Origin of the sequence: Cupriavidus alkaliphilus, assembly GCF_014191175.1 — a bacterium.
Taxonomy (GTDB): Bacteria; Pseudomonadota; Gammaproteobacteria; order Burkholderiales; family Burkholderiaceae; genus Cupriavidus; species Cupriavidus alkaliphilus.
Genome location: NZ_JACHWE010000002.1, coordinates 914,219 through 940,536, shown reverse-complemented (window position 1 = coordinate 940,536; position 26,318 = coordinate 914,219). Strand labels below are relative to the sequence as shown.

The window sequence follows — 26,318 nt, the reverse complement described above, 5'->3', positions numbered from 1 at the left end:
CGACGCAAGTGCCCCTTCAAGTGGTGAGGCCGGCGCTCCGCCGGCCTCCTGTGGAGAGGCGCCCGGCTTGGCTGCGGTGCAGCAAACCGTGCGCGGCGCAGGCTCACGCGCGCGCGTCGGCGTGGTCGGTCGACACCGCCAGCGCATGCCACGCGGCCAGTTCGCTTTCCACCTTGCGGTGCTTGTCGGCGATGCGGGCGACCGTGTCGGAGCCCAGCGGCAGCCGCACCGGCGGCGTGTCGCTGTCGGCAAGCGCGAGCAGGGCCGCGGCCAGCCGGGCCGGGTCGCCGGGCTGCTGGTGGTTGGCCGAGGCCATGTGCGTGCGCATGGCGCCGACCGTCTGCGCGTATTCGCCGATCTCAGTGCCGACGCGCACCAGCGAACTGGCATCGAGGAAATCGGTGCGGAAGAAGCCGGGCTCGACCACCGTGGCGTGGATGCCCAGCGGCGCCAGCTCGGCCGACAGCGCTTCGGTCAGTCCTTCGACCGCGAACTTGGTGGCGCCGTAGACGCCCCAGCCCGGATACGCCGCATAGCCGCCGATCGACGAGATATTGACGATATGGCCGCTGCGCTGGCGGCGCATCTGCGGCAGCACCGCGCGCGTCACCGCCAGCACGCCGAACACGTTGGTGGCGAACTGTTGTTCGACCTCCCTGGCCGACGCTTCTTCCACCGCGCCCAGCAGGCCGTAGCCAGCGTTGTTGACCAGCACGTCGATGCGGCCGAAGCACGCCACCGCGGCCTCGGCGGCGGCGATGGCCTGGGCTTCGCTGGTCACGTCCAGCGCCACGGCGAGCAGGTGATCATGCCCGCCCACGGCGCCGATCACGGCCTGGGGGTTGCGCGCCGTGGCGACGACGCGGTCGCCGCGGGCCAGCGCGGCGCGGGTCAGCTCGAGGCCGAAGCCGCGCGAGGCGCCGGTGATGAACCAGACCTTGGCGCCGGTGCTGGCGGGCTGGGTGGGGATGGCTTGGGTTTGGATGGCGGACATGGTGGAGCTCCTTTGCGGTTGCGTGGTGTTGGACTGCAATGTCGGATGGCGGGGCCACGGAGACAAATTTAGGCTGGCGGAGCCAGCAACACTAGCCGCCACAATGGCGTTTCAATAGCAACCAGCGGTTGCCAATAAGTCCTGCTTCGGCATCGAGTGGGCCGCGCCGCGCCGCGGCGCCGGCCGGTGAAGGACCGCCTAGTCCACCACCCCCACCAGCCGCGACAACGACTGCTCCGCGCCGCGCGAGGCCGCGACCACGAAATCGATGAAGCGCCGGACCCGCACCGGCATCTGGCTGCGGTGCGGGTAGTACATGTACAGCCCGACCTGGCTGCTGCTGTATCCGGTCAGGATTGCCCTGAGCCGTCCACTGACCAGGTCGGCATGGACCATGTAGGCGGGCAGCTGGCCGATGCCGATGCCGGCGCGTACCGCCTCGACCTCGGTTTCCACATCGTTGAAGCTGGCCACGGCCGGCAGCTCCTGGTACACGAGGTTGCCGTCCACCTGCAGTTCCCACGGCACCATGCGGCCGGTGGCGGGGCGGCGGAAGCCGGTGCACTGGTGCCGCAGCAGGTCGTCGAGCGTGGCCGGCTCGCCGTGCCGCGCCAGGTACTCCGGCGCGGCGCAGATCACCAGCGGCAGGTCGCACAGGCGCCGCGCCACCAGGTTCTGGCCGGGACTGGTGCCGACGCGGAAGCCCACGTCGATCCTGGCTTCGACCAGGTCGGTGAAGAGGTCGCTCAGCACCACGTCGAAGCCGATGCCGGGATGCTGCTCGCGGAAGCCCTTGACCAGCGGCACCAGCACGCGGCTGCCGAGCGACGGCGGCGCGGTCAGGCGGATCAGCCCGTCGTCGTCGCCGCGGCTGGCGCGGACTTGCTCGAGCGCTTCGTCGAGCTGGCGCATGCCGGGCGCGGTCAGTTCGAACAGGCGCGCGCCTTCCTCGGTCAGGCTGAGCTTGCGCGTGGTCCGGTGCAGCAGGCGCACGCCCAGATGGGCCTCGAGCGTTCGCACCGCCTTGCTCGCCGCCTGCGGCGTGACACCGGCCTCGACCGCGGCGCGCCGGAAGCTGCCGGCGCGCACCACGCCGAGGAAGAGGGTGAGGACCCGGGCCTTGTCCATGACTGGCAACCAGAGGTTGGGGAGGCGGCCATCATAGCGCCACTCGTGACCGATCAAGGGCAAGGCCCCGGTGCGCCATCGGGTGCCCGATCCGAAGGACGCGCCCGCATTGCGGTGCGCAGGATGGAGCGCAGCACAACGGACCACTCCGCTGGCCAACGCATTGCCGCGCCTGTCATGCGTTTGTAATTAAGGCGCTGGCTGTCTTTGTAATCCATGGACTGGTGGCGCCAGCGGCAGGTGCGCAGGCGGGGAGCGGCCACCGATGCGCCGCCCGAGGCACCGGCAAACCAAGGCACGAATGTTGCGGCAAGTCCTGACAGCGATGGGTATATCGCTGGCCCGAGAGTCATGTGACCGGGTCGACCATCCACCCGCCACAAGGCGTCGGTAGAGGCCGCGTCGGGACCTTTGGGACAAGGAGAGCTGTCATGAATATCGTCTGGCTTGTTGGAGCCGTAGTCATCATTCTCGCGGTACTCAGCTTCTTCGGCTTGCGCTAGGCCACATCGCGTAGCGTACCGCGCAGCGCCACCGGCACGGCCGTCGGGGCATGCGCGTACCGCGGGCATCGCATGATGCCCTTGCTGCAGTGCGGCGTGGCAACGCCACGCCCGCTTTCTTGTTTCTTTCCTCAGAGCAATTTCATCTGTTCCGACGACGAGCTTTTGCGCGTGTCCTGCCAACAATGTCCGGCCAAGACAGCGACAAACCATCCGAGGAGACAGACATGAGCACGCATCCGTTCGACCTGACCGGCAAGGTGGCACTGGTGACCGGCGGTAATGGCGGCATCGGCCTGGGCATTGCCGGAGGGCTGGCCGCGGCCGGTGCCGATATCGCGATCTGGGGCACCAGCGCGGACAAGAACGCCGCCGCGGCGGACCGGCTGGGCCGGCACGGGCGCAAGGTGCATACGGAGCTTTGCGATGTGGGCGACGAGCAGGCGGTCGACGCCGCGATGGCGCGCACGGTGGCGGCGCTCGGCCGCATCGACGGCTGCTTTGCCAACGCCGGCGTCGGCAGCGGCAGCAAGGCACCGTTTGACCAGCTCGAGACCGAAGCCTGGCGCCGGACCCTGCGCGTCAACCTGGACGGCGCCTTCTTTACGCTGCGCGCGGCGGTGCGGCAGATGCTGGCGCAGGGCGACGGCGGCGTGCTGTGCAGCACGGCCTCGGTCGCTGCCATCGAAGGTGCGCCGCGCGCCGAGCACTACGCCGCCACCAAGGGCGGCGTGATCTCGATGATGCGCGGGCTTGCGGTCGAGTATGCGCGCAAGGGCATCCGCGCCCATTCGATCCTGCCGGGCTGGATCAAGACCGAGATGACCAGCGCGGCGCAGGGCAACGATGCCTTCCAGGAGATGGTGCACAAGCGCGTGCCGATGCGCCGCTGGGGCGAGGGCAGCGACTTCGCCGGCATCGCGGTCTACCTGATGAGCCCGGCCTCGGCCTACCACACCGGCGATACCTTCGTCATCGACGGCGGCTATACGCTGTTCTGACGCGCCGGGCCCACCGGCCAGACCCTGCCGCCGCCGACCACATAGGCGCGCTCGTCGGCCTGCGGCCGCACCGTGGCATGGCCGGTGAAGGCGCCGAACGCAGGCAGGATGGCGCGGCGCGGCCCGAACAGGAAGCAGGGCAGGCGCAGGCTGTCGGCGCCGCTGCCGCGCAGGCGGCAGGCCGGGTGCAGGTGGCCAGCCAGCACATAGCCCAGCGGCGAGGTGCCGGGCATATGGCAGAGCGCGAACGGGCCCGCCAGCGCGGGCTCGGACACCACGGCAATGCCAAGCGACGCGGGCGGATCACCCGCGCGCGCGTCGTGGTTGCCGCGCACCAGCGTGCAGCGCAACGGCGCGGGCAGGTGCTGGCGCCAGTCGTACAAGGCCTGCAGCACGGCTGGCGTGCGCGAGGCGCGCGCGTGCAGGAAGTCGCCGAGGAATACCAGTTCATCGACCGGCAGTTGCCGCACCAGCCGGGTCAGGACTGACAGGTTGTCGCCGGTGGTGCCGTGCGGCACCGGCTGCCCCAGCGCGCGGAACGCCGCGGCCTTGCCGAAGTGGACGTCGGCCACCATCAGCATGCCGGCCGCCGGCCACCACAGCGCGTGTTCGGGCAGCAGCCACAGGGTCTCGCCGGCGGCCGACACCGCCATTGCGCCACCCTGCTCCAAAGTGCGGGCGTCGGGATTCATAGCAGCGGCAACGGCTTCGACGGCTTGCGCGGGCGCCGCGGCCGGCGCGCGGTGCGGGCCGACGGGCCGGCATGGTCGGCCATGCCGAAGCGCGCGGCTTCGGCCACGGCATCGGCCATGATCTCGGCCGGCATGCCGGCGGCTTCGCCGGGCTCGGGCCCGGCCGCCAGTTCCAGGTCGGCCAGCATCCGCGCGATGCGGTCGGCGAGCTTTTCGGTGCTGAGCTTCTCGCGCAGGAATTCGACCACCAGCGGGAACGACAGCGGCGTGGGCCGCTTCAGCGCGTGCAGGTCCAGCTTCAGCGCGGACAGCCGCTCCAGCGTCGCGGCGAGCCGGTGCGCGTCCAGCTCCTGCATCAGCACTTCGCGTTCGGCCTGGCCCAGCAGCAGGTTGCCGGGGTCGTGCTTGCGGAAGACCTCGTAGAACAGGCTGGACGACGCCTGCAGCTGGCGCGCGCTCTTGGGCGCGCCAGGGTAGCCCTGGAAGATCAGCCCCGCGATGCGGGCAATCTCGCGAAAACGCCGCAACGACAGTTCGCCCGCATTCAGGCTGCCCAGCACGTCGGCGGCCAGGTCGCGCCGGCGCTCGTCGGCCAATACCTGCGGCAGCCAGCGGCCCCAGTCCACTGGCGCCGACGCCAGCAATTCCAGCCCGTAGTCGTTGACCGCCACCGAGAACGTGGCCGGCACCTGTTGTCCCAGCCGCCATGCCAGCAGGCTGCCCAGGCCAAGATGGACCGAGCGTCCGGCGAACGGATAGAGGAACAGGTGCCAGCCCTCGCGCGAATGCAGCGATTCGGCCAGCAGGGTATGGCGCGAGGGCAGCGCGGACCACTGCGCCTGCAGGTCCACCAGCGGCTGGATCAGCGGCAGCTCGGGGGTATCGCGCGGATCCAGCCGACCCGCCGCGGCGGCGGCGAGCGTGTCGATCACGGCCTCGGCCAGCTCGGTCGACATCGGCATCTTGCCGCCGTTCCAGCGCGGCACCACCGGACGCCTGCCGGTGGCGCGGCGCACGAACGCGGTCATCTCCTGCACGCGTACCAGCTCCAGCAGCCGGCCGCCGAACAGGAAGCAGTCGCCGGGCGCCAGCCGCGCGATAAAGCCTTCTTCCACCGAGCCCAGCGAGGCGCCGCCGGTGCCCGCGCGGCTCCAGTAGCGCACCTGCATGGTGGCATCGCTGACGATGGTGCCCACGCTCATGCGGTGGCGCCGTGCCAGCCCCGCGTCCGGCACGCGCCAGACGCCTTCGTCGTCGGGCACCGCGCGGCGGAAGTCCGGGTATGCCGACAGCGTGGCCCCGCCCTGGCGCACGAAGTCCAGGCACCACTGCCATTCCTCGTCGCTCAGGCCGCGGTAGGCCCAGGCGGAGCGCACCTCGGCCAGCAACGCTTCGGGCCGGAAGCCGCCGCCCAGCGCCACCGTCACCAGGTGCTGCACCAGCACGTCGAGCGGTTTGTCGGGCGACTCGCGCGCCTCGATCCGTCCTGCCTGCACCGCATGCCGCGCGGCCACGGCCTCGACCAGTTCCAGGCTGTGCGTGGGCACCACCGTCACGCGCGAGGCGCGGCCCGGCGCATGGCCGGAGCGCCCGGCGCGCTGCAGCAGGCGCGCCACCCCCTTGGGCGATCCGACCTGCAGCACGCGCTCCACTGGCAGGAAATCGACGCCAAGGTCCAGGCTGGAGGTGCACACTACCGCGCGCAGCGCGCCGTTCTTCAGGTTCAGCTCGACCCATTCGCGCACCGCGCGGTCGAGCGAGCCGTGGTGCAGGGCGATCTCGCCCGCCCACTCCGGGCGCGCGTCGAGCAGCGCCTGGTACCACAGCTCGGCCTGCGAGCGGGTATTGAGGAACACCAGCGTGGTGCCGCCGTGCGCCAGTTCTTCCACCACGTGGGGCAGCATCGACAGGCCCAGGTGGCCGGCAAACGGGAAGCGGCTGGCATTGTCGGGCAGCAGCGTATCGATCAGCAGGGTCTTCGGCGTATGGCCGTGCACCAGTGCGCGCCGCTCGCCGGGCACGCCGCTCAGCAGCACCTCGGCCGCGTGCGGCAGGTTGCCGAGCGTGGCCGACAACCCCCACACCATCAGCGCGGGCTGCCATTGCCGCAGCCGTGCCAGTGCCAGCTGCACCTGCACGCCGCGCTTGTTGCCGAGCAGTTCATGCCATTCGTCGACCACCACCATGCGCACGCGCCGCAGGGTGTCGTGCGCGTCGGCGCGGGTCAGCATCAGCGTCAGGCTTTCGGGCGTGGTCACCAGTGCGGTCGGCAAGCGCCGCTGCTGCGCCGCGCGCTCGGCGCTGCCGGTGTCGCCGGTGCGCAGCGCGACGGTCCAGTCGAGGTCGAGCTCGGCCAGCGGCGCCTGCAGCGCGCGCGTGGTGTCGGCCGCCAGTGCGCGCATCGGCGTGAGCCACAGCACGGTCAGCGGCGGCGCGGGCTTGTCGTGCGACGGCGCCGCGCGCGGCGTGGCGAATGCCATCAGCGCGCCGAGCCAGGCCGCATAGGTCTTGCCGGTGCCGGTGGTGGCATGCAGCAGTCCGCTCTGGCCGCGCGCGATCGCGGTCCAGACTTCGCGCTGGAAGGCGAAGGGCTGCCAGCCGCGCGCGTCGAACAGCGCCTGCATGCCCTGGGCAACGGTCAATGGAGCCGGGGTGGGCGCCGGATCGATCGCGGGCCGGCGCGCGCCGCGCGGCGGGCTCATGCCGCATCCTCCCGCGGCGCGCCGGTGGCCGGCAGCATCGCTTCGAGCGTGGCCAGCGTGTCGGCCTCGTCGATCGGCTTGTCGGTGCGCCAGCGCAGCATGCGCGGAAAGCGCACCGCGATGCCGCTCTTGTGGCGGCCGCTGCGGGCAATGCCTTCGAAGCCGAGCTCGAACACCTGGGTCGGTTCGACGCTGCGTACCGGCCCGAACTTCTCGACCGTGGTGCGGCGGACGATGGCGTCGACCGCGCGCATCTCGGCGTCGGTCAGGCCGGAATAGGCCTTGGCGAAGGGCACCAGCGCGCGGCCCGGCGTACCGGGCGGGCCGTTCCAGACCGCGAAGGTGAAATCGGTATAGAGGCTGGCGCGGCGGCCGTGGCCGCGCTGCGCGTAGACCAGCACGGCATCGACCGAGTACGGGTCGATCTTCCACTTCCACCAGACCCCGACATCCTTGGTGCGGCCCGCGCCATAGGCCGCGCCGGCGGCCTTCAGCATGAAGCCCTCGACCCCCAGCTCGCGCGACGCGTCGCGCAGGCGGGCATAGTGCTCCCAGTCGCCGGCTTCCACCAGCGGGCTCAGTTCCAGCGCGGGGTGGACGTGCGCCGCCACCACCTGTTCCAGCCGCGCGCGCCGTTCGGCCTGCGGGCGGGTACGCCAGTCCTCGCCCTGCCACTCGAGCAGGTCATAGGCCATCAGGATCGCCGGCGCCTCGCGCAGCAGCTTTGCGCTGAGCGTCTTGCGGCCGATGCGCTGCTGCAGCAACGCGAACGGCTGCACGCGGCCCTGCTGCCAGATCACGATCTCGCCGTCGAGCACGGTGCCGTCCGGCAGCGGCGCGGCAGCCTGCAGCAGTTCCGGGAAGCGCTCGGTGATCAGTTCCTCGCCACGCGACCACAGCCAGGTCTGGCCGCCGCGCCGCACCAGTTGCGCGCGGATGCCGTCCCACTTCCACTCGACCAGCCACGCGCCGGGCGCGCCCAGCACGGTGTCGAACTGTTCCACCGGAGCCTGCAGCGGATGGGCCAGGAAGAACGGATACGGCTGGCCGCCGGCGCGCAGCGCGCGGTCGTCTTCGTCCTCGGGCGCCAGCAGGGCCAGGAAGCGCGCCGCGTCGGGCCGCGCCGACAGGTCGGTGTAGCCGACCATGCGCTCGGCCACGCGCTTGGGGTCGATGCCGGCCACCTCGCCCAGCGCGCGCGTGACCAGCAGGCGCGACACGCCCACGCGGAAAGCACCCGTGATCAGCTTGAACAACACCAGCCGGCCGTGCGCGTCGAGCGGGCGCCATAGGGCGTCGAGGCGCGGCAGCAGCGTTTCCGGCGCCAGCCCGCGCAGCGGCAGCAGGCGCTGCTCGACCCATTCGGCCAGGCCGGCGTGGTCGGCATCCTGCGGGTCCGGCAGCAGCAGCGCGATGGTTTCGGCGAGATCGCCGACGGCCTGGTAGCTCTCTTCGAAGAGCCAGTCGGGCAGGTCGGCGGCCTGCCGTGCGAGGTCGCGCAGCAGCGATACCGGCACGATCTGGCGCGGCTTGCCGCCCGCCAGGAAATAGACGGCCCAGGCGGCATCCCCGGGCGGCGCGATGCGCAGGTAATCCACCAGCGCGGCCAGCCGGGCCTTGGTCGAGGTGGTGCCGTCCAGCGCGGCGTAGAGATCGGCGAAGGCCTTCATGGCGCGGCCTCTTCCTGGCCCGCTTCGGCGGGCACCGCCGGGTCCGGGCGCGCGGCTTCGTCGTCGTCGCCGTATTCGGTGTCGAAGGCCTGCGCCTGCCAGCCGCGCTCGCTCAGATAGCGCACCATCACCGGCACGTTGCCGTGGGTCACGATGATGCGTGCGGCGCCGGTGGCGCTGATCGCCTGCAGCAGTCCCGGCCAGTCGGCATGGTCGGACAGCGCAAAGCCGCGGTCGACGCCGCGCCGGCGGCGCGTGCCGCGCAGCTGCATCCAGCCGCTGGCGAAGGCGTCGGACGCATCGCCGAAGCGCCGCAACCACGGCGAGCGCTGTGCCGACGGCGGCGCCACCACCAGCGCCTGGCGCAGCAGCGGGCTGCGCGCCGGCAGATCCGAGACCAGTGCCGTGGGCGGCAGCGCGACGCCGGCCTCGGCATAGGCGGCGTTGAGCTGCGTCAGCGCGCCATGCACGATCACCGGGCCGGGCATGCCATCGGCGCCGGCATGCCGCAGCAGGCCGTGCAGGATGCGCTGCGCCTTGCCGAAGGTATAGGCGTAGACGACGCTGGCGCGCCCGGCACGGGCATTGGCCTGCCACCAGTCGAAGATCTCGGCCATCAGCGTCGCCTGCGGCGGCCACCGGTAGATCGGCAGGCCGAACGTGCTTTCGGTGATGAAGGTGTCGCAGGGCACCGGCTCGAACGGGTCGCAGGTGCCGTCGGCTTCCAGCTTGTAGTCGCCGGAGGCCACCCAGACCTGCCCGCCGTGCTCCAGCCGCACCTGCGCGGAACCGAGCACGTGCCCGGCCGGATGCAGGCTCAGCGTGACGCCGTGGTGCGTGATGCGCTCGCCGTAGCGCAGCGTGTTCAGGTGGATCCCCGGCAGCCGCGCCAGCAGCACGCCGCGGCCGGGCGCCGCGCACAGGTAGTGCGCGTGCCCGAAGCGCGCGTGATCGGAATGGGCGTGGGTGATGACGGCGCGTTCGACCGGGCGCCACGGGTCGATGTAGAAGTCGCCGGGCGGGCAATAGAGGCCTTCCGGCCGGGCGACGATGAGGTCGCCGGGGCGGGCGGGTTCGGACGGGAGCGGCCGGATCGGGTCCAATCGTGCCTCCTGATGCACTGCGGCCGGGGCGTGGCCGCGATGCTCCCGCGGAGGGAGACCTGGGCATCATACTGCGGCGTTGCGCAGGGTGTGGAGGCGGTGAGGGCTGGTTCGGGTGTCGGTGAGGGTCCGACAAGAAGCTTGCCAGAAGCTCGGGTTCGCTCCCCTCTCCCATTCATGGGAGAGGGGCGGGGGAGAGGGCCGGCGTCTCCACGAGGTGAGAGGTCGTCATGCTTGCCACACGCCGGCCCTCTCCCCCGGCCCCGCTCCCGCGCGCGGGAGAGGGGAGCAAACACGCGTCATCGAGGCCGCGGCTGCAGTCTCAAAACACATCATCCTTCCAGTGGTACCAGTGGTACAGCACCCGCTGCCCCATCCGCCGGAACGGCGCGAACATCTGCGATTCCACCATCTCGCGCACATTCGGGAACGGCAGCGGCGAGCGGAAGATCGGCAGTTCCGGCAGCCCCGACGACTTGCCGGCGATCAGCGCGGCCAGGCGCTTGCCGGCCTGGGCGGAGTACATCACGCCGTTGCCGCCGTAGCCCATGGCGTAGTAGATCGACTGCGCCGGGTCGGGCTGGGTGATGCGCGGCATCATGTCGTGGCTGACGTCGACCCAGCCCCACCACGAATAGTCGATCTGGATGCCCTGCAGCGCGGGGAATTTGCGGTGCATGTCGGCAATCAGCTTCTGCTTGTACTGGTCCTGCGGCGCGTCGTTGCCGGTGATGGCGCTGCGGCTGCCGATCTGCAGGCGGCCGTCGGGCATCAGCCGGTAGTAGTGGCGCAGGATGCGGGTGTCGGTGATGACCTGGGTGGTGCGGAAGTTGCACGCTGCCAGTTCGTCGGCGGTGAGCGGACGCGTGACGATGGAGTTCGACAGGATCGGGAACAGCCGGTTCTTCAGCTCGCGGTGCAGGGATTGCGAGGTGTAGCCGCCGGTGGCCACGCCCACGGCGCGGGCGCGCACGATGCCGCCGGGGGTGCGCAGGTAATGCACGCCGTTGCGCGTTTCCCAGCCCGTCACGGGGCTGGACGGATGCACCTTCGCACCCAGTGCGCGCGCGCGGCGCAGGTAGCCGAAGGCGAGCTTGCCGGCATGGATGCCGATGCCTTCGGGCTCGTGCATGGCGCCCGCGGCCTCCTTGTCGTCGACGTATTCGCGCCGCACGGTGTCGGCGTCGAGGATGCGCGCGTCGTAGTTGAACACCTCGCGCAGGATCTTCGCCTCCTTCTCCAGGGCGGGCATCACCTTGTCGCGGTGCGCGATATAGAGGTGGCCGCCGGGCTGCGGATCGCAGTCGATGTCCTTGATCAGCCCCTTGAAGGTCTCCATGCCGTCGCAGACCTCCTGGTGCAGGCGCAGCGCGGTATCGAGCCCGTAGCGCTGGATCCACTGCGAGCGCTTGAGCCGGCCCGACGCGCATTGCGCCTGGCCGCCATTGCGCGTGCTGCAGCCCCAGCTGACGCGGTTGGCTTCCAGCACGGTGGCCTTGATGCCGTATTCCTGCGCCAGGAAGATGGCGCAGGTCAGGCCGGTAAAGCCCGAGCCGATGATGACCACGTCGACGTCGATATCGTGCGTGATCGGGCCGTCGTCGGCGGGCGGCTCGCCCGCGGTGCCGATCCAGTAGGTCGGGGCGTACTCCCGGCCGTGGCCGGGCGTGGGCGTGTGCAGGGGGTCGTAGGCGGGGTCGTACGGCCGGGTCGGCGCGGTCGACTGCTCGCCGGCCAGGAGGCTGCTGCGGGGAGCTACGGCTTGCATGGCGCGTCTCCTCGCTTCAGGCTGCGGCCACCACCGGCGGGCGGTCCTTGCGGTAGGCGTTCTTCACCGCGATCTTGCCGCCGCGGAAGGTGAACACGTCGACCATGCGCGCCTCGATGCGGGCGCCGTCGGCGCGGGTGCCGCGGAAGGTGGATTCGCTGACGCCGCGGTCGCCGACGACGAAGTGGTCGCCATCGACCCATTGCGCATCGGGGAAGGTCTGCCAGGCCAGCTGGAAGCCTTCGCGCACCGCCTCGCGGCCGACGAAGCTGCGGCCCAGCAGGTCGGGGCCGGCCACGCCGTGGAAGACGCAGTCATCGGCCATGCAGGCCATCAGCGCGTCGATGTCGTGGCGGTTCCAGGCGTCGTTGAAGGCTTGCAGCAGTTCAATGCCGGCGGCGGTGTTGTCCTTGGACATGGCTTGGTCTCCGTGAGTGTTGTGTGCCGGTCCGTGCGGAACCGGCCATGACTCGAGGATAGGGAAACCGGCCGCGGCGCTGTAGCGCCAGTTCGGGACTATCGCTTGGGCCAGCGGCGCAGCCCGGCCGCGGCGTCGCTCAGGCAGCGGGGCGGGCCCGGGAAGTGACGGCGGCGGGGGCCTTTGCGCTGCCGGCGGTGGCCTGCAGTTCACGCGCGACGCCGGCCAGCACGCGGATGCCGGGCTCGATGCGGTCCAGCGAGATCGACGAGTAGCCCAGCCGGAAGCCGTTGCGCGGCGCGGGCTCGGCCATGAAGAAGACGCTGCCGGGCTCGATCAGCACGCCCTGCAGTTCCGCCAGCCGCGCCAGCGCATCGGCGTCGAGCCAGGACGGCCCTTCGATCCAGCAGGAGGCGCCGCCGGCGATCGGCACCGCGCGGAAATCCGGCATATGCGTGGCCAGCGCCGCCAGCACCGCTTCGGCGCGCTCGCGGTGCGCGGCGGCGAGCCGGCGCAGGTGCGCGTCATAGTGGCCGAGCGACAGGAACAGCGAGAACGCGCGCTGGATATACGCCGACGGGTGCCGCAGCATCAGCCGGCGCGCGCCGCGCAGTTCGGCGATCAGCGCCGCGGGGCCGACGATGTAGCCGATGCGCAGCCCCGGCGCCAGGCTCTTGGACAGGCTGCCGACGTAGATCACGCGGTTGCTGCGGTCCAGGCTCTTGAGCGTGGGCGTGGGATCGCCCTCGAAGCGGCTCTCGGCCTCGTAGTCGTCCTCGATCAGCACGAAGTCGGCTTCCTCGGCCTGCCGCAGCAGCGCCTGGCGGCGCGCCAGCGGCATGGTGACGGTGGTCGGGCACTGGTGGCCGGGAGTCACGTAGACGTAGTCGCACGCGCGCTGCGCGTCGGACAGCGTCAGGCCCTGCTCATCGACCGGCAGCGGCACCAGGTTCGACGTGTGCGAGCCGAAGATATTGCGCGCATCCGGATAGCCGGGGTCCTCGATGCCCACCGGCGTGTCGGGGCTGACCAGCAGGTCGGCCAGCAGGTACAGCGCCTGCTGCGCGCCCACCGTGATCACGATCTCGTCGGTGCCGGCCCAGACGCCGCGGCGCGGCAGCACGCGGGTGCGGATCTGCTGCACCAGCGACTCGTCGTCGCGCAGGATCATGTCCTGGGCCCAGTCGTGGATGTCGAGCACGCTCAGCGCCTTCAGGCAGCATTCGCGCCAGTCCGCGGTGGGGAACAGCGCCGGGTCGTACTGGCCGTAGATAAAGGGGTAGGGATAGTCGCGCCAGTTGGCGCGCTTGACGATATTGCGCTGCTGCGTGGGACGGAACACGAAGCGCCGTTCCCAGTCGGGCTCGCCCGCGCGCGCCGGCACCGGCTCGCCGCGCAGCGAGGCCACGCCGCTGACGCGGGTGCCGAGGATCTCGGGGTTGACGAAGTAGCCGCTGCGCTCGCGCGCGACCAGGTAGCCTTCGTCGACCAGCTGCTGGTACGCCAGCACCACCGTGTTGCGCGCCACCCGCAGCTGCGCCGACAGCTCGCGGCTGCTGGGCAGCGGCTCGCCCTGGGGCAGCTGCTCGTCGAGGATGGCCGAGACCAGCATCTGGCGGATCTTGCCCTGCAGGCTCAGGCCCGAATGCACATGCTGCTGGAACAGCTGCGACCAGAGGGTAGTGGGAGACTTCAGGCTCATGGGACCGGGGGCGTTTGCCGAACGGCGAAGCGCGCCAGCATACCGCACCGGCGCGCCCCGTCAGTCATGGTTCAGTTGCTTCTGGCATCTCGACGCCAGTCATCGCTTGCGCGCTTCAGTACTTGCGCAGGTCGCGGCGCGGCAGTTCCGCCAGCGGCACTACGGGATCCACGCCACGCCGAAACAACTGGCGCGCCGCGTAGGCCAGCAGCAGGATCGCCAGGCTCGCCACGCCCAGCGCCAGGGGCGTGCGCTGGTCGGGAATGAAGGCCATCGCCACCACGATGCCGAGCATGCCGAGGATCGCCACATAGGTGAGGTACGGATAGCACCACATGCGCACGCGCAGCTGGCCCGGTGCCTCGCGCTCCAGCCGCGAACGCAGGCGCAGCTGCGAGATCGCGATCAGGATGTAGACGAAGATCGCCACCGTGCCGTACGAGTTCACCAGGAAGGCGAACACCGTATCGGGCGAGACATAGGACATCACCACCGCGCCGTAGCCGAACAGCGTCGCCACCAGGATCGCGCGCACCGGCACGCCATTGCGGCTGACGCGGGCCAGCGATTGCGGGGCGTCGCCACGGCGGGTCAGCGCAAACAGCATGCGCGACGAGGCGTACAGGCCCGAGTTGAGCGCCGACAGCACCGCGGTCAGCACGATCGCGTTCATGATCTGCGCGGCCGCTGGCACGCCCATCACGTTCAGCGCGCTGACGTACGGCGTGGCGATGCTGGTGGAGTTCCACGGCACCAGGCACACCACCAGCAGGATCGAGCCGACATAGAACACCAGCACGCGCGTGATCACCGAGCTGGTGGCCTTGGCCACGGCCTTCTGCGGCTCGGCGGTCTCGGCGGCGGCGATGGTGACGATCTCGGCGCCGAAGTAGAAGCCGGTGGCCGCCACCGCGCCGGTCAGCACCGGCACGATGCCGTTGGGCATGAAGCCGCCGTTGGCGGTCAGGTTGGCCACTTCCATGCCGTGCGACCCGGGGGCCAGGCCCAGCACGTAGACGCCGGCGACGAACAGGAACACCATGATCGCGGCCACCTTGATCGAGGCGAACCAGAATTCGAACTCGCCGAAGGACTTGACCGATACCAGGTTGGTCAGGGTCAGCATCACCAGCAGCACCAGGCTGATGATCCAGTTGGGCACGTCCGGCAGCCAGTAGCGCACCAGGTCCGCGCCCGCCACCGCTTCCAGCGCCACCACGATGACCCAGAAGTACCAGTACATCCAGCCGGTCAGGAAGCCGGCCAGGTTGCCGACCGCGGGGCGATCGCGCCAGGCTTCGCGTGCATACTCGTAGAAGCCGCCGCCGCCGGGCATGGCGCAGGCCATCTCGCCCAGCATGCGCATCACCAGCACCACAAGAAGGCCGGTGATCAGGAAGGAAAGGACCGCGGCCGGGCCGGCCGACTTGATGACGACGCCGCTGCCGACAAAGAGCCCCGCGCCGATCACGCCGCCGAGGGCGATCATGGTCATGTGGCGTTGCTTGAGGCCGTGGGATAGTCCGTTGCCGGACGGTGATTGTTGGATCATGTTGTGTCTCCTGTGCTGCGCTTGCTGTCGGCACTGCGTTGCAAGCAGTCCAGCGTTTAAGGCAGGCGCCACGGCTTCTCTTCGGTATAGGCGGCAGGGCAGTAAATGCCAGCCTGGGCCGTGGTCGTTCAGTAATTGCAATCCCCGGGAGAGGATGGCTTATCCGTACATGTCGACTTGTCTCCGGTGTTCGCTTAAAAAATGGAACCAGAAGTTCCAAAAAATTATGGTTTAACCGGAATGTAGGCCGTTGGAGCCGGAAGGTCAACCAGAAGTTTCGATAATTGATATGATTTGACTCTGAAAATGAAACTTACCTATGATGGAGCCAGGCATGAACGATATGCGCCTCGCCAAAAGTGAAGCCAGGCCGGACGGAGACACGCCGGCGCTGCGCTTGTTCGGCCTGCTCGAGGTCATCGCGGAGAAGGACCAGTCCTTCAACCTGCAGGCGCTGGTGGAAGAGACCGGCCTGCCCAAGCCCACGCTGCACCGCATGCTGCAGCAGCTCGAGGCGGCCGGACTGATCCAGCGCAACGGTGACGGGCGGCAATACGGCACTGGCCTGCGGCTGCGCCGGCTGGCGGAGAACCTGTTGCTCAACAGCACCTCGCACGGCGCGCGCCACATGGTGCTGCGCCGGCTGGTGGAAGAGGTGGGCGAGAGCTGCAACCTGACCGCGTTCTCCGGCGGCGAGGTGCTGTACCTGGATCGGGTCGAGACTGCGGCGCCGCTGCGCTTCTACCTGCATCCGGGTTCGCGCGTGCCGGCGCACTGCTCGGCCACCGGCAAGCTGTTCCTGGCGCAGCTGGCGCCGGCGCAGCGGCAGCGGCTGCTGGCCAACGTGGAGCTGGAACGCTACACGCAGAACACGCTGACCGACCATGCGCAGCTGGAGTCGGAACTGGAGCGCGTGAAGCGCGACGGCTACGCCATGGACGACGAGGAATTCCTGCCGGGGCTGGTCTGCATCGGCGTGCTGGTGCCGGCCGCCGACGGCGGCAAGTCCAACCTGGGGCTGGCGCTGCAGGCCCCGGTGATGCGGGTGTCGCGCGACAAGGCGGTGCAGCTGCTGCCCGCGCTGCAGCGCGCGGCGGCGGCGCTGGCGGCGATCGAGGCCGACAGCGCGGGCAGCTGGCAGGGCGGCGCCGAGACCCCGGACGCGGCGGAAGAGGACGAATAGCAGGCACGGCGTTACGCGGAACCGCTCCGCTTGCCGCCGTGCCGATGGCATGGCATGGCCGAAGCAATGAGGCAGCGAGGCAACGAGGAGCACAAGGTGACGCAAGAGCAGTTTGGCAAGCCGGACCGGATGATTCCGGTGCGCAGCGTGTTTGGCATCGATTCCGGCCTGATGGTGCCGGCCTTCAGCCAGCGCGACGACCATGTGCCGGAGATCGATCCGGCCTACCGCTTCCAGCCCGAGGTGACGCTGGCGATCCTGTCGGGCTTCATGCGCGACCGGCGCGTGATGGTGCAGGGCCTGCACGGCAGTGGCAAGTCGACCCATATCGAACAGGTGGCCGCGCGGCTGAACTGGCCGTGCGTGCGCGTCAACCTGGACGGCCACATCAGCCGGCTCGACCTGGTCGGCAAGGACGCCATCGTGGTGCGCGACGGCCGCCAGGTCACCGAGTTCCAGGAAGGCATCGTGCCGTGGGCGCTGCAGCGCCCGGTGGCGCTGATCTTCGACGAATACGACGCGGGCCGGCCCGACGTGATGTTCGTGATCCAGCGCATCCTGGAGCGCGATGGCAAGTTCACGCTGCTGGACCAGAACCGCGTGATCCGTCCCCATCCTTCGTTCCGTCTCTTTGCCACCTCCAACACCGTGGGGCTGGGCAACGTCAACGGGCTCTATCACGGCACGCAGCTGCTCAACCACGCGCAGATCGACCGCTGGAACGTGGTGGCGACGCTGGACTACCTGCCGCACGACGAAGAGGCCGGCATCGTGCTGGCACGCGTGCCCGAGCTGGATCACGCCGACGGGCGCGCGCTGGTCGATGCCATGGTGGCGCTGGCCGGCCTGACCCGGCGCGGCTTTGCCGCCGGCGATGTGTCGGCGCTGATGTCGCCGCGCACCGTGATCAGCTGGGCCGAGAACTGCCAGATCTTCCGCGACCCCGCGCTCGCGTTCCGGCTGACCTTCCTGAACAAGTGCGACGAGGCCGAGCGCCCGGTGGTGGCGGAGTACTACCAGCGTTGCTTCGGCCACCTGCCGGGCGAGGCGGCCGGCGTCAGCGCGGCATCGGAGCCGGCGCAATGAATGCGGCGGCGCTCGCCCGCCGCTTGCGCCGGCGCCAGCGGCAGGATGAGCTGTCCGGCGCGGCCGTGCGCGCGCTCACCGGCGATGCGGCGCTGCATTTCCGCGATGGCCAGCTCTGGCGCGCGCTGCGCCCGGTGCCGCAGCATGCGCCGCACCTGCGCACCGACCTCGACACCGACAGCGCCACCTGCCTGCGCGGCGCCGCCGATGGCGCCGCGCTGCGCCAGGCGCATTCCGACGCCGCGCTGCATCGGCGGCTGTGCCCGGCCGGTGCGGTCGAGCGCCTGGTGTTCGAGCTGCTCGAACAGTTGCGTTGCGAAACGCGCCTGCCGCGCGGCATGGCTGGCGTCGAGGCCAACCTGCGCCATCGCTTCCTGGCGTGGTCGCAAGCCTTCCATCGATCCGGGCTGACCGACGGGCATCTGGGCATCCTGCTCTATACCGTGGCGCAGGTGGCGTGGTCTCGCCTGAGCGGCGAGCCGGTGCTGGAAGAAACCGAAGACCTGATCGAGGCCACGCGCGCTGCCATCGTGCCGATGCTGGGCACCCGGCTGGCGGGGCTGCGCGCGCAACGCCACGACCAGGCTGCGTACGCCGTGCACGCGCTGGCACTGGCGCATGCAGTGGCGCAGATGATCCGCACCGAAGCGCCCGGGGCCGGCGAAGACGACGACAATGCCGCCTCGGCCGCGCGCGCCGGGTTTGCGCTGTGGCTCGACTTCGACGAACCGCCCGCGGAGGATTTCGCCCTGGCCGACAGCGGCCATAGCCGCGTGCTTGCCGACGCCACCGACGGCTACCGCATCTACACCACCCGCTACGACCGCGAAGTGCGCGCCGCCACGCTGGTGCGCCGCGCCTTGCTGGACGAGTACCGCACGCGGCTGGACGCGCGCATCGCGCGCGCGGGCGTGAACGTTGCCCGGCTGGCGCGCCGGCTGCGCGCCGCGCTGTCGCAGCCGCGCGTGGACGGCTGGTCGTTCGGCGAGGAAAGCGGCCGTATCGACGGCCGCCGCCTGGCGCAGCTGGTCAGCTCGCCGGCCGAGCGCCGGCTGTTCCGCCAGGAAGCGCACAAGGCCCATGCCGATTGCGTGGTCGGCTTCCTGATCGACTGCTCCGGCTCGATGAAGGCGCAGGCCGAGCCGCTGACCCTGCTGGTCGACCTGCTTACCCGCGCGCTGGACCAGGCCGGCGTCGCCACCGAGGTGCTGGGCTTCACCACCAACGCGTGGAACGGCGGCCGCGCGCGCAGCGACTGGCTCGCGCGCGGCCGCCCGCAGCACCCTGGCCGGCTCAACGAAACCTGCCACATGGTGTTCAAGGACGCGCAGCGCAGCTGGCGTCGCGCCCGCACCGAGATCACGGCGTTGCTGAAGGCCGACCTGTTCCGCGAAGGCGTCGACGGCGAGGCGGTCGAGTGGGCCTGCGCGCGCCTGCATGCCAGCGGCAAGGCGCGCCGCATCCTGGTGGTGGTGTCCGACGGCAGCCCGATGGATACCGCGACCGGGCAGGCCAACGACGCCTGCTACCTCGACAACCACCTGAAGGCCGTGGTGGCTCGGCACGAGGCGCTGCGGGATGTCGAAATACTAGGGCTGGGAGTCGGCCTGGACCTGAGCCCGTATTACCGGCACACGCTCGCGCTGGACCTGTCGCAGCCGGTGGATATGGCGATGCTGGACGAGTTGGCGGGGCTGGTGGGGGCGAGGCGGCGCTAGCGGCACCGCCCGCCTAGTCGCCGCTGGCGGCGGCCGGCTGCGGCCGCCCGGCCATCGCCTTCGGCTGCCACGAGACCGCGACATCGCCGGCCATGAAGGTCTGGCATGCCAGCCGGAAGCCATCGGCCAGTTCCGCTTCCGTCAGCAGTTTCCGTTCCTTCGGCTTGACCGCGTCGGTATGCTCGCGGCCTTGCTCGATGCGGCACTTGCAGGTGCCGCACAGGCCGCCGCCGCACTTGAACGGGATGCCACCCTGTTCGCGCAGCGACACGCGCAGCAGGTTGCTGTTGACCGGTGCAGTGACGGTCTTGCCGTGGTTGGTGAGGAAGGTGATCTGGATCATGGCGATAGATGCCTGGCGTTGCAGGCGTGAGGCTTCAGTAGCGGCCGTCCACGGCGACCGGCGCGGGCACCAGGGCGATATCCATGCTGCCGAAGCTGGCCAGCTGGTGCAGCGCGTCGCGGGCGGCTTCGAGCGTGGCGTACTTGTCGAGGAAACGCGTCGAGACCAGGTTGACGATGCCGGGCGGCGTTTCCTCCCGTATGCGGACCCTGGTCTCCGCGGCCAGCTCGGCAATGACGAAGCGGGCGGTGGCCTTGCCGTAGAAGACGTAGTCGTAGGCCTCGACGGCGGTCAGGCCGTCGGTGGGCTCGGTACGGAACTGGCCGGGGCGGCTGGTCAGCAGCACGAACATGTCAGGCCCCCGCGCTTGCCCCGGCCAGCGCGGCCGCGGCCGGCACATCGTCCTGGGCCAGTTCGATGTCATGCTCGATCCACAGCTGGCAGGCCAGCCGGTAGCCTTGTTCGAGCCGTTCGCCAAGCTGCTTCTTTTCCTTCCAGTTGGGCGGCGGCAGGTGCTCCGCGCCGGCCATCACGCGGCACGCGCACTTCGAGCATTTGCCCATGCCGCATTCGTAGCGCAGGTTGGGGTAGGGGAACTGCCGGATGCCGGCGCGGACCACCAGGTTGGTGCTGGGGCCGACCTCGCCGGTAAAGGTCTGGCCGGACTTGTGCAGGATGACTTTTGGCATCGTTGGTCTGGGCAAGGATCACGAAATCAGGGCAGGGAACATCGTCGCGGTGCTGCGTCCGCCTACGACCACAGCACCATCGCCGCCACGGTGGAGCAGGCCAGCCCGATCAGCACCGGGATCAGCAGCGCGCGCACCGCTTCGAGCACCGGCACGCGGGCAAAGCCGGCCACCGCGATCAGCGACGACCACGCCACCAGCGTGCCGCCGCCGGTCCAGACCGCGCCCATCTGGCCGACCGCCGCCAGCGTTGCGGGGTCGAAGCCGACCACCGGGCCCAGTGCGCCGGCCAGCGTGCCGGTCAGCGGCAGGCCGGCGAAGCCGGAGCCGTCGATGCCGGTGATCATGCCGACCAGCAGCACGCCGAAGGCGACCAGCATGTGGTTGTCGGGGATCAGGTGCTGGTAGGCCTGGATCAGCTCGAACAGCAGGCTGGGCGCCTTGCCCGGCGGCAGGCCGAGGATGTGCGCCGCGGTCTCGCCGGCGCCGACGAAGAAGAAGCCCGCGATCGGCAGCACCGACCCCATGGCCTTGAAGGCAAAGACAAAGCCGTCGGTGATGTGCTCGGGGCAGACATCCAGCATGCGGCGCGGGCCTTCCGCGGCCAGCGTCGCCAGCATCATCAGCACCGCGGCAACCCCGCCCACCAGCGCGGCGGCCTCGCCGCCCTTCAGGTCCTGCACCCCGGCGCCGAGCTTGGGCAGCACCATCACGGCGACCACCGCAAGAAAGGCCAGCGGCGTCACGATGGCAAAGCACTTGGACCACTTCACCCGCCGCCGCGCGACCATCGACAGGCTGGCTTCGATATTGCTGTCGGTGGCGAGCGGTTCGGCGTGGGCGGTGCCCTTCGCGATCTCGGCCTTGTCGAAGGTGATGCCGCCATCGATGGCTTCGGCGCTGCCGCCGGCGCGCGCCTGCCAGCGGTCGAGCAGGGTGCCGCAGGCCGGCACGATGTGCTTGCGCATCGACAGGTAGGCCAGGCACAGCGCAATGCCGCCGGTGATCAGCGACAACGCCAGCGCGCGGTCGGCCACCACCGCCGCGCTGACCGCCGCACCGGCGGCCTTGGCGCTGATGCCTGGCGCGACGCCGATCACATAGTCCGACGACAGCGCCATGCCCTGCCCGGCGATGGCAATCGCCATCGCGCCCGCCAGCGGCGGCAGCCCGGCAGCGATCGCGGCCGGCAGCAGGATGGCCGACACCAGCGGCACCGCCGGCGTCGGCCAGAAGAACAGCGAGATCAGGTAGGTGATGCCGGCCAGGATAAAGAACGCGGAATGCCCGTTCTTCATCACCACGCGGAAGGGCTCGACCATGCGGATGTCGGAGCGCAGCGTCTTGAGCGCATTGAGCAGCGCCGTCATGAAGGCGATCACCAGGAAGATGTTGAACAGCTCGCGCGCGGCGACCAGGCTGGCCGAAAACACCCCGGCCAGCGCCGACACCGGGCTGCCGGTCAGCGCAAACACGACCAGCGCGGTGCCGACGATCGACGGGACGACGACATTGGCGCGCAGGATCATCGTCAGCACGATGACTGCTACCCCTGACAGATAGATCCAGTGCGCGGCACCGATCACGACGTGTTGTGACATGAAGACTCCCTGGGGGCGGAGGGGTTGGGGGCGATTCCACCGGACTGCGTTGGTCCGTGACGGTATACTATATTCCAGCGTAGTTCCGCGCCAAGCGATTTTTCATCGGGACTTACGCGGACTCCGGTTCGGTGCAATGTGGCTGGAGGCCGCACATTTATTGGGATTTACCGGTCGTCGAGGGCTTTTCGATGGTGCATCGGTTGCCCCGGAAGTTGCCTACGGTCATGTCGATAAGTAGACTGTATACATATTGAGTCCACTGAAAACCGGTGATGCACTCCCGCCGCCCCGCCGCCATGTTGTTCCCCTGCCCATGACCGACGCCATGCCCGCCGCCCTGCTGACGTTGCTGCCTCCAGGTCTTTCTGCTCCGGACTACCTGTGGATGGGCGCGCTCATCCTGGCCGGCGCGTGCCTGCAGGGCGTGGGCGGGATCGGCTTTGCGATGCTGTGCGCGCCGCTGGGGGCGATCTTTTTTCCGGAACTGGTGCCGGGGCCGCTGCTGGCGATGGGTTGCTGCCTGTCGCTGATGGGGGCGCTGCGCGAGCGCGAAGCCATCGTCTGGCCGGTGGCGGGCTTTGCCCTGGTGGGGCGGGCAATCGGCGGTGCGGCGGCGGTGCTGACCATGGCCTGGCTGGCGCCGGGGCCGCTGGCGGTGCTGTTCTCGCTGTCGATCCTGGCCGCGGTGGCGCTGAGCCTGCTCGGCTGGCGGCTGCTGCCGGGTGCCCGCAATGTGGTGATCGCCGGCACGCTGTCCGGCTTCATGGGGACCATTACTTCGGCCGGCGCGCCGCCGTTCGCGCTGGTCATGCAGCACATGCCGCCCGCGCCGATGCGCGCGACCATGGGCTGCATCCTGTCGGGCGGCGCGGTGCTGTCGCTGGCCATGCTGACGCTGGCCGGGCGCTTCGGCACGCCGCAGCTTTTACTGGCGCTGGCGCTCGCGCCGTTCCTGCTGGCCGGTTTCGCGCTGTCGAACCGGCTGCGCGGGCGCGTTTCCGCCCACACCGTGCGCCGCTTGCTGCTCGGCCTGTGCGCGGCCGGCGCGCTGGGCGTGCTCGGCCGCGCGGCGTTTGCCTGAGGCGGCGTGCCCACGCGGATTTCCTGGCTTTTCCAACCAACCCACCAGCGGAGTTTCCATGCAGCACATCACAGACGCCATGATCGACGCCCATGTCACCCCGGAAGCTGCCCTCGAGGTCATGGCGTCCGCGTTTTCCAGCTTCGGGCGCGGCGATGCCGCGATGCAGGCGCGGATCCGCACCGAGGCGGGGGGCGTCAAGCTGTCGACGCTGGGCGCGGTGATCCCGCAGCAGGGCGTGGCCGGCGCCAAGGTCTACACCACCATCAACGGCCAGTTTTCCTTCGTCATCCTGATCTTCTCGTCCGCAGACGGTCGCCCACTCGCTTCGCTCGACGCCGGCGCCATCACGCGGCTGCGCACCGCGGCCTGCACCACGCTGGCGGCGCAGCGGCTGGCCCGCGCCGGCGCACGCACGCTGGCCTTGTTCGGTGCCGGCACGCAGGGCGCGCAGCACGCGCGCCAGCTCAGCGCCGCGCTCGGGCTCGGGCGCATCCTGGTGTCCGATCCGCATGCCGACGCCGGCATGCCGGAACGGCTGTCGGCGCAGTGCGGCATCCCCGTTGCGCTGGCCGAGCCCGATGCCGCGGTGGCCGAGGCCGACATCATCGTCACGGCCTCGCGCGCCACCACGCCGCTGTTCTCCGGTGCGGCGATCCGGCCAGGCGCGTTCGTCGCCGCGATCGGCTCGAGCCTGCCCCACACGCGCGAGCTCGACGACACCGCGCTGCGCCGCGCCGCCGCCGTGGTGGTGGAGTGGCGACCGCAATCGACCCGCGAGGCCGGCGATATCGTGCTGGCCGGTCCCGGCGCGCTGCCGCCGGAAAAAATCGTCGAACTGGCCGACGTGGTGCTCGGCAAGGTGTCGCCGCGGCGGCGCGATGACGACATCGTGATCTACAAGTCGGTCGGCGTGGGGCTGGAAGACGTCGCCCTGGCGGGATACGCATGGTCGCGCATCGCGGGCGGGGCCGTTCGCCGCGCCGACTGACGCTCGCGGCGCCCACACTCTCGGGTAAACACCGACGTGACGAGTCAACAGAGCCCTTGTCGTCGTTGATTGACTGTATATAGTATACAACCATGTCGGGACGGCACCGAAGCAAGCTTTTCCGGCATCACACCCACTCGCATCGCCCCACACCGACAACCAGGAGCCCGTCATGGCCGAACTGATGAACCGCGAAGCATTCCGTGCCGCCCTCGAACAAGCGATCAAAGGCAAGAGCGCCAACCAGGCGCCGTTCAGCGTGGCCTGGGCCAGCGGCAAGCTGACCCGCGCCCATCTCGCGCGCTGGGCCGAGAACCACTACCACTACGTCGGACCGTTCGCGGATTACCTTGGCTACATCTATGCGCGCACGCCGGACCGCTATACCGAAGCCAAGGACTTCCTGCTGGCCAATATGTACGAGGAAGAGATCGGCGGCGACCGCCACACCGACCTGCTGATCCGTTTTGCCGAAGCCTGCGGCACCACGCGCGAGCGCGTGGTCGACCCGGACAATATGTCGCCTACCACGCGCGGCCTGCAGAGCTGGTGCTACGCGGTGGCGATGCGCGAGGACCCGATCGTGGCCGTGGCCGGCCTGGTGGTGGGGCTGGAATCGCAGGTGCCGTCGATCTACCGCAAGCAGACGCCGACGCTGCGCGACAAGTACCAGTTCACCGACGAAGAGGTCGAGTTCTTCGACCTGCATATCGTCTCGGACGAGATCCACGGCGAGCGCGGCTACCAGATCGTGCTGGAGCGCGCCAATACGCCGGAACTGCAGCAGCGCTGCCTGAAGATCTGCGAGATCGGCGCGCAGATGCGCCTGCTGTACACGACCGCGCTCTACCACGACTACGTCGAGCAGGAGCTGCCGCTGCCCGAACTGGACCTGGCGGCCTGAGCGGCGCCACGCAACGGGATCGACGATGACTGTGTTCCTCAACCATATCGACGGCGAATGGACGGCCTGCCAGTCGGGCCGGACTTTCGACAACGTCAACCCGGCCGACACCGCCGACATCGTGGGCCGCTTCCAGGCCTCGTCCGCCGTGGACGCGCAGGCGGCCGTGGCGGCCGCGGCGGCGGCCTTTGCCGGCTGGAAGAAGACGCCGGTCGGCAAGCGCGCGGCCATGCTCAACCGCGCCGCGGACCACCTCGAAGCCAATGCCGACAGCATCGCGGCCGAACTGACGCGCGAGGAAGGCAAGGCGCTGGCGCTGGCGCGCGACGAGGTGCTGCGCTCGGCCCAGACGCTGCGCTTTTATGCCGTGGAAGGGCAGACCTTCACCGGCGAGGTGTATCCCAACGACGATCCCGACCAACTGGTCTACAGCCAGCGCGAGCCGCTCGGGGTGGTGACGGTGATCGCGCCGTGGAACTTCCCGGTGTCGATTCCCGCGCGCAAGATCGCGCCGGCGCTGATTACCGGCAACACGGTGGTGTTCAAGCCGTCGTCCGAGGCGCCGCTGTCGGGCTATCGCCTGGCCGAGGCGCTGGTGCAGGCCGGGCTGCCCAAGGGCGTGCTCAACTTCATCACCGGCAGCGCCGGCGAGATCGGCGCCGCCATCACCGAGGCGCCTGCGGTGCGCGCGATCTCGTTCACCGGCTCGTCGCGCGCGGGCGAGCAGATCCACCGGGCGGTGCCGCTGACCACGCGCACGCAGATGGAACTGGGCGGCAAGAACCCGCTCATCGTGATGGAGGATGCCGACCTCGACCGCGCGGTCGACCTGACCATCAAGGGCGGCTTCTCGCTGTCGGGGCAGGCGTGCACCGGCACCAGCCGCGTGCTGGTGGCGGAGGCCGTCAAGGCTGCCTACACGGAGCGGCTGCTGGCCAGGGTCGCCACGCTCAAGGTCGGCAGCGGCATGACGCCGGGCATGGACCTGGGGCCGCTGGCCTCGGCCCGGCAGCTGGAGACGGTGCTGCGCTATCTCGACATCGGCAAGGCCGAGGCGACGCTGCTGTGCGGCGGTGCGCGGCTGAGCGGCGGCGACTACGACAAGGGCTACTACGTCGCGCCGACCGTGTTCGCCGACGTGACCCCGCGGATGCGGATCGCGCGCGAGGAGATCTTCGGCCCGGTGATCGCCATCCTCGGGTTCACCGACTATGCCGACGCCATCGCCAGGGCCAACGATACCGAATACGGCCTGGCCGCCGCCATCGTCACCAGCAACCCGCGCTACATCCACCACTTCGCCAACGACATCGAGGCGGGCACGGTCAAGATCAACCGCACCACTACCGGCAACCTGGTCAACGCGCCGTTCGGCGGGCTGAAGCGGTCGAGCACGTCGACCTTCCGCGAATCGGGCCGCACCGGGCTGGAGTTCTATACGCAGGTCAAGACCGTCTACCGGGGCGCATGAGCCCGTCCCGCAGCA

At 70.0% G+C, this 26,318-nt stretch carries 22 protein-coding genes; 8 read left to right on the top strand and 14 right to left on the bottom strand.

The window, feature by feature from the left end; genetic code table 11:
• Positions 1–103: 103 nt before the first annotated feature.
• Together FHX60_RS10645 and FHX60_RS10640 are read right to left on the bottom strand one after the other, a co-directional pair.
• The gene (locus FHX60_RS10645; RefSeq protein ID WP_183283315.1) at positions 104–994 is read right to left on the bottom strand and encodes an oxidoreductase; all 891 of its coding nucleotides are present in this window, start codon (positions 992–994) and stop codon (positions 104–106) included.
• Positions 995–1,192: 198 nt separating this feature from the next.
• Positions 1,193–2,122, bottom strand: a complete 930-nt coding sequence (locus tag FHX60_RS10640; protein ID WP_112775580.1) for a LysR family transcriptional regulator — start codon at positions 2,120–2,122, stop codon at positions 1,193–1,195.
• 730 nt (positions 2,123–2,852) lie between these two features.
• On the opposite strand from FHX60_RS10640, the gene FHX60_RS10635 reads away from it, so the two are divergent.
• Positions 2,853–3,626 (top strand): SDR family NAD(P)-dependent oxidoreductase, encoded by a 774-nt coding sequence (locus tag FHX60_RS10635; RefSeq protein ID WP_183283314.1) that lies wholly within the window; start codon positions 2,853–2,855, stop codon positions 3,624–3,626.
• On the opposite strand, the gene pdeM is transcribed toward FHX60_RS10635, so the two are convergent.
• From pdeM to FHX60_RS10595, 8 genes are all read right to left on the bottom strand, one after another.
• A complete protein-coding gene (gene pdeM, locus FHX60_RS10630) occupies positions 3,611–4,318 on the bottom strand; it encodes a ligase-associated DNA damage response endonuclease PdeM (RefSeq protein ID WP_183283313.1) in 708 nt (235 codons plus the stop codon). The genes FHX60_RS10635 and pdeM overlap by 16 nt on opposite strands.
• A complete protein-coding gene (locus FHX60_RS10625) occupies positions 4,315–7,020 on the bottom strand; it encodes a ligase-associated DNA damage response DEXH box helicase (protein ID WP_221209953.1) in 2,706 nt (901 codons plus the stop codon). Before FHX60_RS10625 ends, pdeM begins: the two co-directional genes overlap by 4 nt.
• Positions 7,017–8,690, bottom strand: a complete 1,674-nt coding sequence (locus FHX60_RS10620; protein WP_183283312.1) for an ATP-dependent DNA ligase — start codon at positions 8,688–8,690, stop codon at positions 7,017–7,019. Before FHX60_RS10620 ends, FHX60_RS10625 begins: the two co-directional genes overlap by 4 nt.
• Positions 8,687–9,793: a ligase-associated DNA damage response exonuclease gene (locus FHX60_RS10615; RefSeq protein ID WP_183283311.1), complete on the bottom strand. Its 1,107-nt coding sequence runs from the start codon at positions 9,791–9,793 to the stop codon at positions 8,687–8,689. The genes FHX60_RS10620 and FHX60_RS10615 overlap by 4 nt, the downstream gene beginning before the upstream one ends.
• 322 nt (positions 9,794–10,115) lie before the next feature.
• Positions 10,116–11,561: an NAD(P)/FAD-dependent oxidoreductase gene (locus tag FHX60_RS10610; protein ID WP_183283310.1), complete on the bottom strand. Its 1,446-nt coding sequence runs from the start codon at positions 11,559–11,561 to the stop codon at positions 10,116–10,118.
• Between the two features lie 16 nt (positions 11,562–11,577).
• A complete protein-coding gene (locus tag FHX60_RS10605; protein ID WP_018008487.1) occupies positions 11,578–11,979 on the bottom strand; it encodes a nuclear transport factor 2 family protein in 402 nt (133 codons plus the stop codon).
• A 139-nt stretch (positions 11,980–12,118) separates the two neighbouring features.
• The gene (pdxR, locus tag FHX60_RS10600; protein WP_112775575.1) at positions 12,119–13,681 is read right to left on the bottom strand and encodes a MocR-like pyridoxine biosynthesis transcription factor PdxR; all 1,563 of its coding nucleotides are present in this window, start codon (positions 13,679–13,681) and stop codon (positions 12,119–12,121) included.
• Between the two features lie 115 nt (positions 13,682–13,796).
• Positions 13,797–15,233, bottom strand: a complete 1,437-nt coding sequence (locus tag FHX60_RS10595) for an amino acid permease (RefSeq protein WP_183283309.1) — start codon at positions 15,231–15,233, stop codon at positions 13,797–13,799.
• 334 nt (positions 15,234–15,567) lie between these two features.
• On the opposite strand from FHX60_RS10595, the gene FHX60_RS10590 reads away from it, so the two are divergent.
• The 3 genes from FHX60_RS10590 to FHX60_RS10580 all read left to right on the top strand — a co-directional run bounded on the left by FHX60_RS10590 (position 15,568) and on the right by FHX60_RS10580 (position 19,220).
• Positions 15,568–16,416 carry an IclR family transcriptional regulator gene (locus FHX60_RS10590; protein WP_112775717.1) on the top strand — a complete coding sequence of 283 codons (849 nt, stop codon included), beginning with the start codon at positions 15,568–15,570 and terminating at the stop codon, positions 16,414–16,416.
• A gap of 66 nt (positions 16,417–16,482) precedes the next feature.
• Positions 16,483–17,502, top strand: a complete 1,020-nt coding sequence (locus tag FHX60_RS10585; RefSeq protein ID WP_183283448.1) for an AAA family ATPase — start codon at positions 16,483–16,485, stop codon at positions 17,500–17,502.
• Complete coding sequence (locus FHX60_RS10580; protein WP_183283308.1) at positions 17,499–19,220, top strand: cobaltochelatase CobT-related protein; 1,722 nt, start codon at positions 17,499–17,501, stop codon at positions 19,218–19,220. Before FHX60_RS10585 ends, FHX60_RS10580 begins: the two co-directional genes overlap by 4 nt.
• 13 nt (positions 19,221–19,233) lie before the next feature.
• On the opposite strand, the gene FHX60_RS10575 is transcribed toward FHX60_RS10580, so the two are convergent.
• The 4 genes from FHX60_RS10575 to FHX60_RS10560 form a co-directional block, all read right to left on the bottom strand.
• Positions 19,234–19,563 (bottom strand): 2Fe-2S iron-sulfur cluster-binding protein, encoded by a 330-nt coding sequence (locus FHX60_RS10575; RefSeq protein WP_116602645.1) that lies wholly within the window; start codon positions 19,561–19,563, stop codon positions 19,234–19,236.
• Positions 19,564–19,597: 34 nt separating this feature from the next.
• A complete protein-coding gene (locus FHX60_RS10570; protein ID WP_112775571.1) occupies positions 19,598–19,915 on the bottom strand; it encodes a ferredoxin in 318 nt (105 codons plus the stop codon).
• Position 19,916: 1 nt separating this feature from the next.
• Positions 19,917–20,252, bottom strand: coding sequence for a 2Fe-2S iron-sulfur cluster-binding protein (locus tag FHX60_RS10565; RefSeq protein ID WP_112775570.1), 336 nt, complete (start codon positions 20,250–20,252; stop codon positions 19,917–19,919).
• Positions 20,253–20,314: 62 nt separating this feature from the next.
• Positions 20,315–21,853, bottom strand: coding sequence for a hypothetical protein (locus tag FHX60_RS10560; RefSeq protein WP_092310154.1), 1,539 nt, complete (start codon positions 21,851–21,853; stop codon positions 20,315–20,317).
• Positions 21,854–22,181: 328 nt separating this feature from the next.
• On the opposite strand from FHX60_RS10560, the gene FHX60_RS10555 reads away from it, so the two are divergent.
• From FHX60_RS10555 to FHX60_RS10540, 4 genes are all read left to right on the top strand, one after another.
• Positions 22,182–22,937: a sulfite exporter TauE/SafE family protein gene (locus FHX60_RS10555; protein WP_244981248.1), complete on the top strand. Its 756-nt coding sequence runs from the start codon at positions 22,182–22,184 to the stop codon at positions 22,935–22,937.
• A 58-nt stretch (positions 22,938–22,995) separates the two neighbouring features.
• On the top strand, positions 22,996–23,928 hold the full coding sequence (locus FHX60_RS10550) for an ornithine cyclodeaminase family protein (RefSeq protein ID WP_183283307.1): 933 nt from the start codon (positions 22,996–22,998) through the stop codon (positions 23,926–23,928).
• Positions 23,929–24,100: 172 nt separating this feature from the next.
• Positions 24,101–24,832 carry an iron-containing redox enzyme family protein gene (locus FHX60_RS10545; protein WP_183283306.1) on the top strand — a complete coding sequence of 244 codons (732 nt, stop codon included), beginning with the start codon at positions 24,101–24,103 and terminating at the stop codon, positions 24,830–24,832.
• Between the two features lie 25 nt (positions 24,833–24,857).
• Entirely contained in the window at positions 24,858–26,303 is a 1,446-nt protein-coding gene (locus tag FHX60_RS10540; RefSeq protein ID WP_183283305.1) for an aldehyde dehydrogenase family protein, read from the top strand.
• The last annotated feature ends 15 nt before the right edge of the window (positions 26,304–26,318 follow it).

Excerpts from the sequence above, each read along its gene's own strand:
- FHX60_RS10540 (WP_183283305.1), top strand. The coding sequence starts at position 24,858 with ATGACTGTGTTCCTCAACCATATCGACGGCGAATGGACGGCCTGCCAG.
- FHX60_RS10565 (WP_112775570.1), bottom strand. The coding sequence starts at position 20,252 with ATGCCAAAAGTCATCCTGCACAAGTCCGGCCAGACCTTTACCGGCGAG.
- FHX60_RS10625 (WP_221209953.1), bottom strand. The coding sequence starts at position 7,020 with ATGAGCCCGCCGCGCGGCGCGCGCCGGCCCGCGATCGATCCGGCGCCC.
- FHX60_RS10595 (WP_183283309.1), bottom strand. The coding sequence starts at position 15,233 with ATGATCCAACAATCACCGTCCGGCAACGGACTATCCCACGGCCTCAAG.
- FHX60_RS10560 (WP_092310154.1), bottom strand. The coding sequence starts at position 21,853 with ATGTCACAACACGTCGTGATCGGTGCCGCGCACTGGATCTATCTGTCA.
- FHX60_RS10635 (WP_183283314.1), top strand. The coding sequence starts at position 2,853 with ATGAGCACGCATCCGTTCGACCTGACCGGCAAGGTGGCACTGGTGACC.
- FHX60_RS10585 (WP_183283448.1), top strand. The coding sequence starts at position 16,483 with ATGAGGCAGCGAGGCAACGAGGAGCACAAGGTGACGCAAGAGCAGTTT.
- pdeM (WP_183283313.1), bottom strand. The coding sequence starts at position 4,318 with ATGAATCCCGACGCCCGCACTTTGGAGCAGGGTGGCGCAATGGCGGTG.
- FHX60_RS10555 (WP_244981248.1), top strand. The coding sequence starts at position 22,182 with ATGCCCGCCGCCCTGCTGACGTTGCTGCCTCCAGGTCTTTCTGCTCCG.
- FHX60_RS10570 (WP_112775571.1), bottom strand. The coding sequence starts at position 19,915 with ATGTTCGTGCTGCTGACCAGCCGCCCCGGCCAGTTCCGTACCGAGCCC.
- FHX60_RS10640 (WP_112775580.1), bottom strand. The coding sequence starts at position 2,122 with ATGGACAAGGCCCGGGTCCTCACCCTCTTCCTCGGCGTGGTGCGCGCC.
- FHX60_RS10545 (WP_183283306.1), top strand. The coding sequence starts at position 24,101 with ATGGCCGAACTGATGAACCGCGAAGCATTCCGTGCCGCCCTCGAACAA.
- FHX60_RS10645 (WP_183283315.1), bottom strand. The coding sequence starts at position 994 with ATGTCCGCCATCCAAACCCAAGCCATCCCCACCCAGCCCGCCAGCACC.
- FHX60_RS10605 (WP_018008487.1), bottom strand. The coding sequence starts at position 11,979 with ATGTCCAAGGACAACACCGCCGCCGGCATTGAACTGCTGCAAGCCTTC.
- FHX60_RS10620 (WP_183283312.1), bottom strand. The coding sequence starts at position 8,690 with ATGAAGGCCTTCGCCGATCTCTACGCCGCGCTGGACGGCACCACCTCG.
- FHX60_RS10590 (WP_112775717.1), top strand. The coding sequence starts at position 15,568 with ATGAACGATATGCGCCTCGCCAAAAGTGAAGCCAGGCCGGACGGAGAC.
- FHX60_RS10575 (WP_116602645.1), bottom strand. The coding sequence starts at position 19,563 with ATGATCCAGATCACCTTCCTCACCAACCACGGCAAGACCGTCACTGCA.
- FHX60_RS10550 (WP_183283307.1), top strand. The coding sequence starts at position 22,996 with ATGCAGCACATCACAGACGCCATGATCGACGCCCATGTCACCCCGGAA.
- pdxR (WP_112775575.1), bottom strand. The coding sequence starts at position 13,681 with ATGAGCCTGAAGTCTCCCACTACCCTCTGGTCGCAGCTGTTCCAGCAG.
- FHX60_RS10610 (WP_183283310.1), bottom strand. The coding sequence starts at position 11,561 with ATGCAAGCCGTAGCTCCCCGCAGCAGCCTCCTGGCCGGCGAGCAGTCG.
- FHX60_RS10580 (WP_183283308.1), top strand. The coding sequence starts at position 17,499 with ATGAATGCGGCGGCGCTCGCCCGCCGCTTGCGCCGGCGCCAGCGGCAG.